The sequence below is a fragment of the Streptomyces sp. NPDC032472 genome (assembly GCF_040636955.1).
Taxonomy (GTDB): domain Bacteria; phylum Actinomycetota; class Actinomycetes; order Streptomycetales; family Streptomycetaceae; genus Streptomyces.
The window spans coordinates 1-13,201 of record NZ_JBEZVK010000064.1 but is presented as its reverse complement, the minus strand read 5'-3'; the positions used below and the strand labels follow the sequence as shown (position 1 = coordinate 13,201).

Annotated in this window: 14 protein-coding genes and 7 pseudogenes; 14 read left to right on the top strand and 7 right to left on the bottom strand. The window is 67.9% G+C overall.

What is annotated here, in order from left to right; all coding sequences use genetic code 11:
* Window positions 1–45: 45 nt before the first annotated feature.
* Window positions 46–1,077, top strand: a complete 1,032-nt coding sequence (locus tag AB0F11_RS30375) for a hypothetical protein (RefSeq protein WP_362180467.1) — start codon at window positions 46–48, stop codon at window positions 1,075–1,077.
* Window positions 1,078–1,127: 50 nt separating this feature from the next.
* Here the strand turns inward: AB0F11_RS30375 and AB0F11_RS30370 are convergent, their stop codons facing one another.
* Window positions 1,128–1,364, bottom strand: a complete 237-nt coding sequence (locus AB0F11_RS30370; RefSeq protein ID WP_362180464.1) for a GntR family transcriptional regulator — start codon at window positions 1,362–1,364, stop codon at window positions 1,128–1,130.
* A gap of 292 nt (window positions 1,365–1,656) precedes the next feature.
* Between AB0F11_RS30370 and AB0F11_RS30365 the strand changes: the two genes are divergently transcribed.
* Complete coding sequence (locus AB0F11_RS30365; RefSeq protein ID WP_362180461.1) at window positions 1,657–2,232, top strand: hypothetical protein; 576 nt, start codon at window positions 1,657–1,659, stop codon at window positions 2,230–2,232.
* 650 nt (window positions 2,233–2,882) lie between these two features.
* Window positions 2,883–3,350, top strand: a complete 468-nt coding sequence (locus AB0F11_RS30360; RefSeq protein WP_362180458.1) for a hypothetical protein — start codon at window positions 2,883–2,885, stop codon at window positions 3,348–3,350.
* A gap of 30 nt (window positions 3,351–3,380) precedes the next feature.
* On the opposite strand, the pseudogene AB0F11_RS30355 reads toward AB0F11_RS30360, so the two are convergent.
* Window positions 3,381–3,479 (bottom strand): annotated as a pseudogene (locus AB0F11_RS30355) (IS5/IS1182 family transposase); the annotation flags it as partial.
* 54 nt (window positions 3,480–3,533) lie between these two features.
* On the opposite strand from AB0F11_RS30355, the pseudogene AB0F11_RS30350 reads away from it, so the two are divergent.
* The 3 genes and pseudogenes from AB0F11_RS30350 to AB0F11_RS30340 all read left to right on the top strand — a co-directional run.
* A pseudogene (locus tag AB0F11_RS30350) lies at window positions 3,534–3,845 on the top strand (transposase); the annotation flags it as partial.
* A gap of 68 nt (window positions 3,846–3,913) precedes the next feature.
* Window positions 3,914–4,135, top strand: a pseudogene (locus AB0F11_RS30345) (IS3 family transposase); the annotation flags it as partial.
* A gap of 588 nt (window positions 4,136–4,723) precedes the next feature.
* Entirely contained in the window at window positions 4,724–5,707 is a 984-nt protein-coding gene (locus AB0F11_RS30340; RefSeq protein WP_362180529.1) for a hypothetical protein, read from the top strand.
* A 126-nt stretch (window positions 5,708–5,833) separates the two neighbouring features.
* On the opposite strand, the gene AB0F11_RS30335 is transcribed toward AB0F11_RS30340, so the two are convergent.
* The 4 genes from AB0F11_RS30335 to AB0F11_RS30320 form a co-directional block, all read right to left on the bottom strand.
* Complete coding sequence (locus AB0F11_RS30335; protein ID WP_362180456.1) at window positions 5,834–6,259, bottom strand: hypothetical protein; 426 nt, start codon at window positions 6,257–6,259, stop codon at window positions 5,834–5,836.
* On the bottom strand, window positions 6,259–6,552 hold the full coding sequence (locus AB0F11_RS30330; protein ID WP_362180453.1) for a hypothetical protein: 294 nt from the start codon (window positions 6,550–6,552) through the stop codon (window positions 6,259–6,261). Before AB0F11_RS30330 ends, AB0F11_RS30335 begins: the two co-directional genes overlap by 1 nt.
* A 202-nt stretch (window positions 6,553–6,754) precedes the next feature.
* The gene (locus tag AB0F11_RS30325; RefSeq protein ID WP_362180450.1) at window positions 6,755–7,306 is read right to left on the bottom strand and encodes a ribosome-recycling factor; all 552 of its coding nucleotides are present in this window, start codon (window positions 7,304–7,306) and stop codon (window positions 6,755–6,757) included.
* Between the two features lie 247 nt (window positions 7,307–7,553).
* Window positions 7,554–7,685, bottom strand: coding sequence for a hypothetical protein (locus AB0F11_RS30320; RefSeq protein WP_362180531.1), 132 nt, complete (start codon window positions 7,683–7,685; stop codon window positions 7,554–7,556).
* A gap of 35 nt (window positions 7,686–7,720) precedes the next feature.
* Between AB0F11_RS30320 and AB0F11_RS30315 the strand changes: the two are divergent.
* The 5 genes and pseudogenes from AB0F11_RS30315 to AB0F11_RS30295 all read left to right on the top strand — a co-directional run.
* Window positions 7,721–7,855 (top strand): annotated as a pseudogene (locus tag AB0F11_RS30315) (IS21 family transposase); the annotation flags it as partial.
* A gap of 382 nt (window positions 7,856–8,237) precedes the next feature.
* Window positions 8,238–8,546 (top strand): hypothetical protein, encoded by a 309-nt coding sequence (locus AB0F11_RS30310; RefSeq protein ID WP_362180447.1) that lies wholly within the window; start codon window positions 8,238–8,240, stop codon window positions 8,544–8,546.
* A gap of 682 nt (window positions 8,547–9,228) precedes the next feature.
* A pseudogene (locus AB0F11_RS30305) lies at window positions 9,229–9,562 on the top strand (hypothetical protein); the annotation flags it as partial.
* Window positions 9,563–9,641: 79 nt separating this feature from the next.
* Window positions 9,642–9,983 carry a hypothetical protein gene (locus tag AB0F11_RS30300; RefSeq protein ID WP_362180444.1) on the top strand — a complete coding sequence of 114 codons (342 nt, stop codon included), beginning with the start codon at window positions 9,642–9,644 and terminating at the stop codon, window positions 9,981–9,983.
* The gene (locus AB0F11_RS30295) at window positions 9,980–10,105 is read left to right on the top strand and encodes a hypothetical protein (protein WP_362180442.1); all 126 of its coding nucleotides are present in this window, start codon (window positions 9,980–9,982) and stop codon (window positions 10,103–10,105) included. Before AB0F11_RS30300 ends, AB0F11_RS30295 begins: the two co-directional genes overlap by 4 nt.
* Window positions 10,106–10,169: 64 nt before the next feature.
* Here AB0F11_RS30295 and AB0F11_RS30290 read toward each other — a convergent pair whose 3' ends face one another.
* Complete coding sequence (locus AB0F11_RS30290; RefSeq protein ID WP_362180439.1) at window positions 10,170–10,808, bottom strand: hypothetical protein; 639 nt, start codon at window positions 10,806–10,808, stop codon at window positions 10,170–10,172.
* A gap of 180 nt (window positions 10,809–10,988) precedes the next feature.
* Here AB0F11_RS30290 and AB0F11_RS30285 point away from each other — a divergent pair.
* From AB0F11_RS30285 to AB0F11_RS30275, 3 genes and pseudogenes are all read left to right on the top strand, one after another.
* Window positions 10,989–11,872 (top strand): annotated as a pseudogene (locus AB0F11_RS30285) (DUF2268 domain-containing putative Zn-dependent protease).
* A 68-nt stretch (window positions 11,873–11,940) separates the two neighbouring features.
* A pseudogene (locus AB0F11_RS30280) lies at window positions 11,941–12,534 on the top strand (RHS repeat-associated core domain-containing protein); the annotation flags it as partial.
* Window positions 12,535–12,920: 386 nt separating this feature from the next.
* Window positions 12,921–13,127, top strand: a complete 207-nt coding sequence (locus tag AB0F11_RS30275) for a hypothetical protein (protein ID WP_362180437.1) — start codon at window positions 12,921–12,923, stop codon at window positions 13,125–13,127.
* The last annotated feature ends 74 nt before the right edge of the window (window positions 13,128–13,201 follow it).

Sequence of the window (13,201 nt, the reverse complement as noted above, 5' to 3'; positions counted from 1 at the left end):
CCGGCTGGCTGAAAGCCTGGTCGGCGGGCCTTAGGGTTCGGGACCATGACGAGGACCACGCCACCGCGCCCGCTCGACGTCGAGGGGCTCTTCCCCGGGCTCGCCGCCCACCGCGGCACGACCACCCGGCTGCACCCGCGACCGGGCAACCCCGACGCGTCGGTGAGCTCCGTGGGCGGGCCGATGCTCTGGCCGGTGGACGAGCCGTGGCCGGTGTGCACCGATCCGCATCCCCACAGGCGCGGCCGGCGCCCCGCAGACATCCACCGGGAGCGGCAGCTGTTGACCGGCGCATGGGCCCGGGACCCGGCCGCCGGCCTCACGGACGAGGAGCGGCGGCTCCTGGAGGAGCTTCGGCGCAGGCATCGGGCGGCGGGAGAGAGCGGGGAGACGGATCCGCTCCCGATGATCGGTCTGGCCCAGCTGTACCGCCGGGACGTACCCGACCTACTCGCGGGGCCGGAGGACTGCGACCTGCTCCAGGTGTTCTGGTGCCCCTTCGACGCGCACGGCGAGAACCGGACGGGCATGCTGCTGGACCTGCGCTGGCGCCGGTCGTGGGAGGTCGTCGAGGTGGTGGCGCAGCCGCTCCTGCCGGAGGTCGTGGGCTTCGAGGGATACGTACCCGAGCCGTGCGTGCTACACCCCGAGCAGGTGGTCACGTACCCCTTCACCGGGCTGCTACCCGAAGAACTGTGCGCCCGGATCGAAGCCAGAGAAGAGGCCCTCGAAGAAGAGGCCGAGGAAGCGGACGCAGAGGAATGGGACTGGCCGACCTACCAGTTCGACCTGTCCATCCCGCCCGGCTGGCGCGCCGGGGGCTACGCGTCCTGGAACCTGACGGACGCCGCCACTCTTGCCTGCTCGGCCTGCGCGGCCCCGATGGAACTGCTGTTGACCATCGATAGCAAGGAGTGGGACGGCGGAAGCAGCAGCTGGATGCCGCTGGAGGAGCAGGATCCGGCCGTCGGTGGGGATGGCGAGCCCACCCAGGTCCAGGTGGGCCGGTGGGGCAAGCTGAACGTCTTCGCCTGCCCCGCCGACCCGGGACATCCGCATCTCAAGAGCATCCAGTAGCTGCTGTGCGGCACTGGATACTTCCGGCGCCAGCTCGACGACGGCACGCGCTACCTGCTGCCCGGCCAGCCGGGCCGTGCCCGCAACCTCCTCGGCGCCGGCGCCCTCTTGCGCTCACACGGCCTCCCCGTTCTGACCGCCTGGAGGACTTTCAGGGCGGACCGGGCGGTCGCGACGCAGATGCCGTAGTGCTCAGCCATGATCCGAAGAGGGGGCAGCCGGCGGCCGGGCTGGAGACGCCCGGAGTGGATCTGCTGGGGGGAGGTCGGCGGGTAACTCCACCCCATCGTGTGGCTCGGTCGGCACCATCTGCAACACCAACAAGATTCTCAACCAACGAAAGAACCCCAGGTCAAACCGCTCCCACCCGGCGCACCCCGTTCTCAACCCAACCTGCAACTCCCAGCTCACCGACCCCCTGATAGCCCAACTACCCTCCCCCTCAACGACATCCGGGGCAGCTGGCAACGAGGAGGGGGTGCCGTGGTCCCCTGAGGCCGCAGGCACTGCCTGTGGGGTTCCACCCTCCCAGCCTAATCACGCTGTACTTTCGTGCCAGACCGGGTAGGAAGTAGACCTGTGGAAAGCAAATCGGAACAAGAGACCAGTGTGCGTGGCGGGTCCAGCCCTCGCTGGGTGGCCCTGGCCGGCATCGCCGGAACCCTCATCGGCTCGCTAGGTGGAGTCGCCGGAAGCCTTCTCGTTTACCAACAAAACGAAGACACCCAGAAACATGCCCGTGAAGAAAGGCGAGCCGACATCCGCCGGAAGAGTTACGTCGACCTGGTCTCCGAATATCAAACATGGGAAATCAAGGCAAATGGCGTATCCAATATCCTCGACGCATGGGTCTTGGAGAAAGACGAGAAGGAGAGTGCGAAAACGTATCAAATGGCTCTCGACGAATACAACAAAGCATTTATCCCGGCTCACACCCGATCCTGGCAGACCGAAGTAGCCGTGATCCTTGTAGGCACCCCGAGCTCAGGTGACATCGCCCGCAAACTATCTGCCGCTCGAGAAAAGGCTGCAAAGCAGCTCGGGCTTCAAGGCACTGAGCCATACAACGGAAATAAGTACGTTGAGGCCGTCAAAGAATGTGAGACCCTGGTCGAAATATTCATTTCTAACGTCAAAAAAGAAGTAGTGGCCTGACCTTCAGTAGGATTCGCACCGCCCCATCGGACTTCACTGAATCTAACGTAAGAGAGAGCGGCTGAAAACCGACCACCGGCCGCCCCAGCGCCCGCGGAGCCGGCACCATCGCCCCGCCACAGCAGCCGCAGGCACGGCTCGTCACCGGTCAGGGAGTGTCCCCGACCCACACAAACCGCCCTCAGCCGCTGTCCGCAGTGGCACCTGGAGACCGGCCGCAAAGCCCGAATGCCCCGTAGGATTGGCGAATCCTCCAGCCCTACAGCCGACTTCCAGGGCGGAGCGCCCCAGCCTCCGCCGCGACCACCCAGCACAGCAGCTATCGGTGGCGGACACTGCACCGCTCCAAGTGCGCCCGCCGGGTATCCGAGCCGCTCCGCAGCCTGCTTCAGGCGTCAGAAACGGCTGAAGACCATCACCCAGGCCAACGCCCACTGCGCTGCGGCAGCCGGTGCCCAGCGCCGCACAGACACGGGTGTACGCAACCCGGCCGCCGCCTTCCTCCATGCGTGGCTGCACGAGGAGGAGGCCACGGCAGCCGCGGCCGGACTGACCCACTGGCGGCACTGGCCGGCCCGCAGTTAAAGAGCGTTTTGTCCTGGCGGGGGTGTTTGATATCGCCAGGCGGTTGGAGGAGTTTCGCAGGTGCGGTGGGTGCGACGGTCGATGTCAGCGGCGGGTGCGAGGATCACGGGATGCCTCTGCCTCAGCCTGATGATCTGACCTCGCTGGTGCTGCGTACCGACTTCCGTGACAACAGAGCCTGGGACGCGGTTCGAGCCGCGCTCGACGCGGCCGACGAGTACTGCCATGCCACGTATGTCAGCGAGCTTCGCTTCGCCGGCGCGGGGGTCCGGGTATTGGTGGATGAAGAGGCTGCTGCGGATGAAGAAGCCCAGATCATCCACGTCTTCCTGGCCGACGCGGCCACGATGGAGGATCCGCATCACGCGCTCCTGGCCGTGGACCTCTCGGACGAGCCTGGGCGGACGTTCAGGCTCCCTGCTCAGTGGTTCCCTGATGTCTCGGCCAACCTGAGCATCGCCAACATGGACTTTGCTGAGTTCGCCGACGCTGCTGATGAATCAGGGACCTTCCGCGGTTTTGACGAGGGCTGACTCGCTACCGTCGAGGCATGTCCGGGCGAGCTATGTGCCGCGCCAGTCCAGGGTGGTTTCTCGGGTGAGGCGACGGCTCATTAGGTCGATCATCGCGATGCGGATCATTGCTTCGGAGCGGTGCGGGTTGGGGTTGCTTCGGTTTGACGGACATCCGAGATCTGGGCTTGTGCCCGGGGAGGGATGTCCATGATGGAGAACATGCCGAAGAAGAAGCCGCGGCAGCGGCGGCAGTTCACAGCCGATTACAAGGCCGAGATCGTGGAGCTGTGCCTGCGCGGGGACCGGTCGGTGCCGGATGTCTGCAAGGACTTCGACCTGACGGAGTCCGCAGTGCGGTTGTGGCTGGCCCAGTCCGACGACAGCCACCAGCCCAAGGACCTGGAACGTGACGAACGGGCGGAGCTGGCCGAGCTGCGGCGGGAGAACCGCCGTCTGCGGGAGGACATCGAGATCCTCAAGCGAGCCACGGCTTTCTTCGCGAGGGGGACCCGGTGACGGTCGACCCGTTCATCGAGGCGGAGAAGCAGACAGGTCACAGCGTCAAACGGGCGTGTGAGCTGATGAAGGTCTCCCGATCCGCCTACTACCAGCGCCGCCAAACCGCCACGGGCCCCCGGTCCCGCCAGGACATGGAACTGACCTCGCTGATCAGCGAAATCCACGCCCGGTCACGCGGCACCTACGGCGCCCCCAGAATCCACGCAGCCCTCAAAGCCGAGGGCCACGCCTGCGGCAGGCGCAGGATCGCCCGCCTGATGCGGGACGCCGGCCTGGAAGGCCGACACCGCCGGCGCGGGCACCGCACCACCATCCCGGATCCCGCCGCGGCCACCCGCCCCGACCTGGTCATGCGCGACTTCACCGCCGATCCCCAAGCGGTCGACACCCGCTGGTGCGGATCAGCTACCTCAAGCGGCCATGACCCTAAAGGACATCACCCGGACCGCCAGCACCTGAGCGGAGCAGACCGGCCCGATGTGCTGCCCCAAGAACACTGGGCACCCGGTCTTGCCCAACGGTTTATTAAAAAGTCGGGTCGCCGTGTCCTCCGGGTTCTCTTTGCCGAGCCTCGCCCCTTGGCGGACGCTCGACCTGAACTACGAAGGGCTGTGGAGTCTGCGGGACTCTTGAGTGAACTGGTGCAGGAGGCGTTTCTGCGGGTGGGTTTGAAGGCGGCCGAGGGGGAGCTGGCGGCGGATACGAACGTGATGGCGTACCTGCGGCGCGCCCGCCTCCGGAGCCACGCCGCCGGACGCGGAGGTCAAGGTCCTGAGGGGCCCGCTCCCGACCGTTCTTGCGTTCCGTCGTGTCCACGGCAGTCGTACGAGCCGGTGCCGGGGGCGTGGCCCGGTCCGGCAGAGGAGTACGTCATGCCGAAGAACCAGTCCACCGCCGCGCAGAGCGCCCGCCGGGCGAGCCGAAGTGGAGGGAAGTACACCGAGGCCCTACGCCGCGCGAAGACCAGCGAAGCGACGCCGCGCACGCCGCACGTCCTGCGGTTCCTGGCGGAGCACTCGGGCAACCTCTACCACCTGGTCGGCGGGATCGCGGCGGCCTGGGCGCACAGCGGACAGCGGGTCCTGCTCCTCGAGGAAGCCGAGGACTACTGGCGGTGGACCATGAGCGGCGTGGGGCGCAGCCGAAGCCGCCGCCGCAAGAAGGAGATCGAGCCGGCCAGCCCGCCGGAGCCGACCACCAGCACCCTGTGGGCCTCGCAGGACGGCCCTGGCCTTCTGGCCCGCCACACCTGCATGTGGCAGGTCCGCCACCCCTCTCAGGAGAGCGACCGCGGCGGCTTGCCCCGCACCGACAGGCGCCCCCTCACTGCGGCGGTGGCCGACGCGCTCGGCACCTACGACGTGATCGTCCTCGTGCCGAAGCACTGGTCCTACCCCGACCGTGAGAACGCGACGACGCACGTCGTCGTCGGCGAGATCGACATCTTCCCCGACACAGACTGCAGGACCGCACTCCCCGGCCCCGGCGGCGGAGAAAGGGGCGTGCCGCTGAGTCCCGAGCAGAGCGCGGCGGTTCTGCGCGAGCGCTGTCTGGACTTCCTCTTCGGGTTCCCGCACCTCCCCATCGCCTTGGACGGGGTGATCTGGCAGTCGAACGGGGAGCTGCCCGTCGACGCGGACTACCTGGCGGGCGTCGACCGGGACATGGACCATGCCGGACTGCGCCCCTTGGGCTGGTCGCTCGCCGGTCGCCGGCCTCACCCGCACAGGCAGTTGCCCGAGGCCGACCAGTTGAAGGACTCCAGCTTCGTCCAGCGGTACCAGCCCATCGCGGGGCGCCTGCGTTCGACGCTGGACGCTCGCCCCGCCGTCCGGCAGCCCATCCCAGCGCGGTGAGTCCGAGGCCGAGACCTACGAAGGCCCAGAACAGGACGTAGCGGGCGGGTGCGGCCTGCCGCGCGGTCCGGCCAGGTTGCCCGGGGTGGTTGCGGGGATTTGGCCGGACCGGTCCAATTCCGGGGGTTACTTCCCTTGCCTGATGTCGAGCGCTTGGAGCTTGAGGTAGGCGTTGTCGTTGTTCGGCAGCGGGGCGGTCAGCGCGTTGGTGGAGGTGTCGGGGGTATTGGGGGCGGGGTAGGCGGCGCTGGGGCCGAACGAGATCGGCTGCTGGAGGGTGTACAGCGTCCCGCCCTGCGGGGAGCCGTCCTCGTTCGTTTCCTGGGCGGGCGGGGGGAAAGAGGCGTGGTGGGCGGTCCACCGTCCCGGCTGCAACGCCTCGAAGGTGAAGGGGCCAGCGGTTTCACCGCTCTTTTCGAACGTGATGGTCATCGGCTGGATCCAGGCCTCCTGAAGCCCACCGGGGGTGAGAGCGAGGGTGCTGGCGCCGGCGGTTTCGGTGTCGGGCTGCTGGAGGGTGACTTTCCCGAACAGCGGGTGGCTCGCTTCCATCAGGAATGCAAGCGGACGAAGTCCGCGCCGCCGGCCATGACTTTCACCGTGCGCGAGCCGGTGAAGTTCAGGGTCGGCAGCGGCGGGGGCAGGTTGACGACCAAGGTGGCGCCGAGGCCGCTCGCGGTGAAGCGGAGTGTCTGCCCGATCTCCGGAAGAGCCCCGGCCCCGGATGAACGGCGGGCGGAGGCGACTGCGGCGGGGGCGGTCGTACCGGATGCCACGAGCGCACCGATTCCGGCAGTGGCCGCGGCGTGCTTGAGCAACAGGCGGCGGCTGAGGAAAGACGTCATGCGCCGATCATGGGCCCCGCGCCCTGCCCGCCCGGCTTGCTTCGGCTGGCAGGTCCCTCCCACGGGTGACCGGGGGTGTGGGTTGCAGCAGACGCGGTGGGCGCGGCCGCGGCAGTGATGCCCAAGGGGGCAGCCACCCTTGGGTGGCTGCCCCCTTTTTTTCCTTTTTGCATGTCGGGCAGGCACGCCGCGCCATCTCAGCTCAGGTGAGTGCGGCCTTCTTTTGGCCGAGGAGTTCCTCGACCTTGGCGATGTTCTGCTGCAGCGCCTGGTCGAGCTGCGTCTTGGTGCGCAGGATCTCGTCCTCGCTGAGCTTGCCGTCCTGGGTGAGCTGGTCGAGGGCGTCCGCCGCGTCGTCGCGGGCATCGCGGAGCGAGGCCCGGCTCTTTTCGGCCGTGGTCTCGGCCATCTGGGTCATCTGCTTGCGGCGTTCCTCGGTCAGCGCCGGGACGCTCATCCGGAGCGTCTTGCCGTCCACGGCCGGGTTCAAGCCCAGGTCCGCGTCGCGGATCGCCTTCTCGATCGCGCGCGCCGCATCGGTGTCGGATGCCTCGAGGACATGCGTGCGGGCGTCAGGGGCAGTGATGGCCGCAAGCTGGCTGACCGGGATGGTGGCGCCGCGGTAGTCCGCACGGACGCCGTCGAGCATCCCCGGACTGGCCTGGCCGATGCGGATGCTCGCGAAGGCCCGCTGCGCGGCGGCCAGGGCCTCGGTCATGTTCTTCTCGCCTTCGAGGAGTACCTCGTTGCTCACTGCGGCTTCCCCCTTCTCGGGATTCGCTGTCTTTGATGGCGGGTACCAAGATCGGCAGACACTGTGCGCGGAGGCCAGCGCTGGCACCGGCCGCCCTGCCCACGTTTGCAGATGTTCGGCCTGAAAACAGCTTCTTGTCCTGAATGCTGTGCATGCGAATGACGGGGCGGCAGCCGCAGGTGGAAGGGCGCCCAGGAGCTCCTACACCCGCTGTATGCCGAGTGCCGCGGCCGCTTGGAGGCCCTGGTCACGTCCGTGCCAGTGGGCACGGGAAGGCGGCGACCAGCTCCTCCAGCAGCACATCGAGGATGGCCGCCGGCTTGCGGGCGTCTTGCGGCACTGCATCGAGAAGGGCGTCCCGTTGGCCTTCCTCTGACATCCCACCCTCCACGGGAGGCACTGCGGGACAGTCCTTCAGTCCACCCGCTGGCCATCGGCCGCCGGATCGAGGTCGCCGCCGACCTGGACCAGGTCCTTGTGACCTGCGACGGCGTTGAAGTCGCCCGCCATGCCCGCTGCTGGGCCCGCCACCAGACACTCACCGAGCCCGTTCGGAGGGCTGGACCCACGAGGAGTACCTCGCGGCCTGCCTGCAGCGGGAGGTCGCCGCCCGCGTTTCGCACGGCGCCGAGGGCCGTATCGCGGGCGCGGACGATCCGCGCAGCTCGGCGGCGGGCGCAGCGACCACCCGGCCCACCATCCGACGCCCGCCGCGCCGACGTCCCCCTCCACCTCTTCCGGCGGGCTCGCCCGGCCACGAGGCCGACGCGCCTCGGGCGGAGGAAGGCCGCGGCACGCCGCGGTTCGAGATCCGGGTAACTGCATCATCCTGGGACAATGCTCGGCACGCCGCCGCCGAGGCTGTCAGGGCCCGGGGCCCGCGAGCCGGGACAGCTGGTGCAGGACCGTTCCCAGAGGAAGAGAGTGGAAGTTGGCTGCCATCGACGACATCGTTGACGAGGCGCTGAAGCTGATTTTCGAGATGCGGTTCCGTATCTCCTACGAGGCGGAGCTCCTCATTGAAAATGGAGACGACCAGGAGAGGCGACGGGAGAAGGTGGCCGCCGCGGGTGCAGCGCTGAGCGATCTGGCCGACGAGTTCACCGGTCTCGGCAAGGCGTTTCACGCAGCAGGCGCGGATGAGGTGCGGCGGACCGAGGTGATGGACAGAGCAACGCAGGCACGTGCCCGGCTGCCCCAGCGCCTGAGTGATGTCAAAGCTGTCGCCCTCGCCGCCTGAGTCGGCCCGACCGTCCGCCACGGGAGGTCGTGGCTGTCCGGATTCCTGCTCCGGCCCGTGACGAACGCTGAGGGAAGGACCGTGACCGCCTCGTACGAGACCATCGGCACCCGGCTGGAGAGCGGCGTCCCGTCCGCCGCGTTCAAGCTTGGCCATGGCCTCTGCCGTAGCGCTCGGCCGCAAGCCGTCGGCCGGCTGCGCCGCCGGGCCGGCGCCGCCCGGGACGGAACCCGAGCGCGCTCGAGGGGACGGTCGACTGACGACGCCACTACGCCTACCTCGCCCAGCTCCTGGACGACGGCGCCCGCCTCGCGGCCATCGTGCCTGGGGTGACCCGGCACGGGAAGGACATCGGACGGTGGCTGGCCACCCAGCGCCGCGACTTTTTCGGCACGGCGATCAGGCTGCGCAGGGCCGATGCCACGCGTGCGCAGCGGTTCCCGTCGCCTGCGGTGCGGCCGGCCGGTCTCGTTCACCGTGCTGCACGTTGCCGAGGTCAAGGCGCTGGCCTGTCAGTTGCCCGCCGAGGCCGGGACCCCCAGCGGGCGCGTCGCGCCCGGTGCATTGCCGCCGCGTCGCCCTGGCCGGCCTGATCTGCACGGCCGCACGGTCATGACCAGCTCCTGCCCCCCTCGGTCAGTCCCCGGGACAGCTCAGACACCACCGGTGCCGGCGAGACCGAAGAAGCAGACCCGTTACCGACGCGATCGAGATGGCCGTGGCCGCCCGCGGCGGCCGGGTCCGCTGCGTTGTCCTGCGGACCGACAGGGGAGCCCAGTACAGCACGGCCGCCTCCGCCGGGGTCCGCTGCCGGCACGGCATCCGCCGCGGTACGGGCTGGGTCGGCTCGAGCTACGACATGCCCTCGCCGAGTCCTTCTTCTACGACCGGGCCGTCGGCACTCCGCGCTCGGGTACCTCACACCAGCCGAGTTCGAACAACAACTGGTCACGTCACGGCGATTTGCCTGCGGGCAGACACGTGCTGCGCTCCCGTTCCCGGCGAGATGTGCCTGACCACCGGCAAGGTCGATCTGACGGCGGACCATATGCTCGCTTCTGGCGTTCCCACCCCGAACAGAAGGGAATACACGACATGCTTGGCTGGGCAATCACCATATGGTGCCGGACCCCGGAGGAACTGGACCGCAACCGGTACGGTCACAGCACCGCCATCCTGGCACGCTGGGAAGACACCCACGTGAGGGCACTGAACTGGCTCACGGAACTCGTCGACGCCGGCAAGGCCGAACAACTGAACGTCAGCGGCTACCCCCACCGCTGGACCGCCCGCGCCGGCGAAGTGCTGGAGCTACTCGCCGACGGACCGCCGAACCCTGCCCGAACCGCCCACCGCCTCATGGAGTGGAACACCGACCTCATGGCCGACTGCCCTGCGGACCAGGTACTGACCATCGAGGCATGGGACCAGTCATGAGCACGAACATCCCGGCCAGGCTCACCGACAACGGCACCACGGTCAACCTGCCGCCGGGCCGGCGGCATTCTCCTGCCGCACGGGGAAAGCAGCGCCCGACGGAGACCTCCAACTGCGGCTGAGCGCGGTACCCGATCCGGATGGCCAACTCCGATACTCGGAACGGGAACCGGAACTGGAACCGGGCTACGACGCCATAGGGGCGCGGACCTCCTTGCGGACGATCGCTGTCTTGGCCGCGAAGGCCGCGAGGTCGAATTCGGCAGGAGGCTTGGCGAGGTCCACGGTCTGGGTGACCTCGACAACGGCCGATCCGTCGGCCCAGGAGCAGTCCGGTCGCCAGCTTGTCCCGAATTCACTGGTCTTCCGAACGATCCGGCAGGAAACGGGTTCCGAGGAGCCCTGGGGGATGATCGTGCGCGGACCAATGATCACGACGGAACGCTCGTCCGGGACGAAGGTCCGGCTGTCGAGGATCTTGAGGAACTGGTCGCGGGCTGTGACTGGGCTGAGCACGGTTCCGTACACCCCGGTCACCGACAGCACAGGGCCCGACGTATCCGACTGCCGGTCGGCTGGCTGATAGGCGGCGAACGCAGAGTGGCCGTTCTCGATCTGGCCGGAGAGCCTGGACGCAATGTTCTGATCGGCCTCGGAATGATCCGACTCCGTGAAGGTGCCCCTGAGCACCGCCTTGGGCATCTTCAAGCGGTAGGGCCCCGATGGAACGGAATCCTGTCCCGGTCCGGCCGCCGACAGGCTTCCGTTCGCCCCGCCGCCACCGCCACAGCCGGCCAGCGCCACCGTGGCCGTCGCGACCGCCACCCACCTCATATGCCGCTTCACACGTTCCCCCATCACAGACAACTCAGCGTGATCACTTTGCCATGGGGTGGCACAGCGACCAGGACGGGCCCGTCAGGCAGCGTGGTCACCGGCAGGAACGAAGGCCCAGAACCTTCTGACTTGCCCCTCCCGTAACGTGAGGCTCTACGGTCCCAGGCCATGAAGATCATTGTGCATGACACGGCCCCTCCATGCTCGATCTCCTGCAGCGCCCGCTGGAGGAGCGGCCCGACGCCTTACGGGAAATGCTCAGCCCCTTGCACAGCGTGATGTCCACGGTGGGCGTGGACGTGGTCCATATGCACAAGAGGGGCAGCGGCTTCCGGATCGACCGTGAGGACCCGCGCTACCTGACGGCCCTGCGTCAGATGCGGGACGCGGGGGTGTGGCACCGGATCGAGGACAGCCTTGCCGCGGCATGGGAGCGGTTGCGCGGCGCGGTGCCCGGAGCCAAGAGCGCCGAGACCGTGCATGTTGTGCTGGTCCTCGGCGACCCCGATGACGACCTGCTGACGATCAGCAATGCCGGCTACCTCGGCATGGGCGGTATCCCCGGGGCGATCCAGCTGACGATGTGGCCCACCCGGACCAGCCTGGCGAAGATCGGCTACGCCGCCGCGCACGAGCTCCACCACAACGTGCCCTACGCCAACGTGGTCTGGAATCCGATGACGGTCACGGTCGGCGAACAGGTCGTGGCCGAGGGGCTGGCCGAGGCGTTCGTACGGGAACTGGCGGGCGAGCCGGCCATGGGCCCCTGGACGACGGCGCTGTCCGGCCCGGAACTGAACGACGTATGCAAGAAGGTCGCAGCCGGGATCGATGTGGCCGGGATGCAGAACCTGCCCGCGTACGTGTACGGCGACGCCACCGCACAGCACATGGGGCACCAGCCTGCCGGACTACCCGACTTCGCCGGATATGCGGCGGGCCTTCGGATCGTGGACGCCCATGTGGCAGCCTCCGGCCTCACCGCCGCCCAGAGCACGGTGCTGCCGGCACGCGACATCCTCGCGAACGCAGGTGTACCGAGCAGCGCGTGACGTGAGGGCCGACGCCCTCCGTGTCCTCGGTGACGACGCCAGCATTGAGCTCCGGCTGCTGACCGACTCGCCTCGTCTCCGCGACCACCCCTGACGGCACCCAATGGCGCTACCTCTACGACCCCCCCGGCCGCCGTACGGCCAAGCTCCGCCTGGCGGAAGACGGCGAAAGCGTCGCCGAGCGGATCGATTTCACCTGGGACGGGAACATCCTGTGCGAGCAGACCAGCAGCTCGACTGAGCAGCCCCACGTCGTAGCCATCACCTGGGACCACGAGGACATCCGGCCCATCGCTCAGACGGAACGCATCCTCGACGCATCGCGTGAAGAGGTGGATTCCCGGTTCTTTGCGATCGTCACCGACCTGGTCGGAGCCCCCACCGAACTGGTCGACGAGTCCGGCAATGTGGCATGGCACACCCGGTCCACACTCTGGGGCCTCACCACCTGGGCGACGCACAGCACCGCTTACACGCCACTCCGCTTCCCGGGCCAGTACGCCGACCCGGAGACGGGCCTGCACTACAACTACTTCCGCCACTACGACCCAGAGAACGCCCGCCACCTCACCGCGGACCCTCTCGGTCTCACCCCTGCGCCGAACCCCTTCACGTATGTGGCAAACGCGCATGCTTGGACGGACTACCTGGGCTTGGCCCCGGACTACGTCCCGATCTACCGCACACCGAAGGGAGCCCACGCCCAGTACGAACTGGACCACGGCCCGAACCCTGCCAACCATCAACCTGGAGTGGAGGTCACTCCAGGGGTCATCTCGGACGGCAAGATCTACTTCGGCGAGCGGGCCGTTGCCGCCGAGTACGCCGGCCCGACTGGGGTGAACTTCGCCAGGGGCACGGTCAAGTACGAGATGCACCCATCATCCCTTGATGAATTCGGCGAGCACGCGAAGATCCACGCACCACGAATCGAGTTCGAGATACCCGTGGAAAAGCTCGACCGGTTCAACGAACTCACCTTGAAGCGTAGCTGGGTCAAGATTTTTGGAGGGCCAAATTGAGATTCCGCCAACACGAGGAACTTGACGTGACGATCGTCGCTGTCGCCCCTTTCGGTTCGAAGGTGGAAGTAGACGGGAATATCGGCGTATTCGGGTTCATCGACCAGGTGAAGCACCCGTCCTGGTGGGACGAAAGTGTGGCGCCGCCCCGCGCCGGCGACAAGCTGCACGTCTGCGTCCTGGACCCCACCCGGGAGCCCTATCCGCGGCTAAGAGGTCGTTTCATTTGGTGAGGCGGCGGTGGCAGATGAGGGCTGCGGCTATGCCGACGAACGCGAGGAAGTGCTCTGCCTTGCGTTCGTAGCGG

Coding starts and splice junctions, on each gene's coding strand:
- AB0F11_RS30330 (WP_362180453.1), bottom strand. CDS start 6,552: ATGACGTCTTTCCTCAGCCGCCGCCTGTTGCTCAAGCACGCCGCGGCC.
- AB0F11_RS30295 (WP_362180442.1), top strand. CDS start 9,980: ATGAGCACGAACATCCCGGCCAGGCTCACCGACAACGGCACCACGGTC.
- AB0F11_RS30370 (WP_362180464.1), bottom strand. CDS start 1,364: ATGGGGTGGAGTTACCCGCCGACCTCCCCCCAGCAGATCCACTCCGGG.
- AB0F11_RS30320 (WP_362180531.1), bottom strand. CDS start 7,685: ATGTCAGAGGAAGGCCAACGGGACGCCCTTCTCGATGCAGTGCCGCAA.
- AB0F11_RS30375 (WP_362180467.1), top strand. CDS start 46: ATGACGAGGACCACGCCACCGCGCCCGCTCGACGTCGAGGGGCTCTTC.
- AB0F11_RS30340 (WP_362180529.1), top strand. CDS start 4,724: ATGCCGAAGAACCAGTCCACCGCCGCGCAGAGCGCCCGCCGGGCGAGC.
- AB0F11_RS30335 (WP_362180456.1), bottom strand. CDS start 6,259: ATGGAAGCGAGCCACCCGCTGTTCGGGAAAGTCACCCTCCAGCAGCCC.
- AB0F11_RS30300 (WP_362180444.1), top strand. CDS start 9,642: ATGCTTGGCTGGGCAATCACCATATGGTGCCGGACCCCGGAGGAACTG.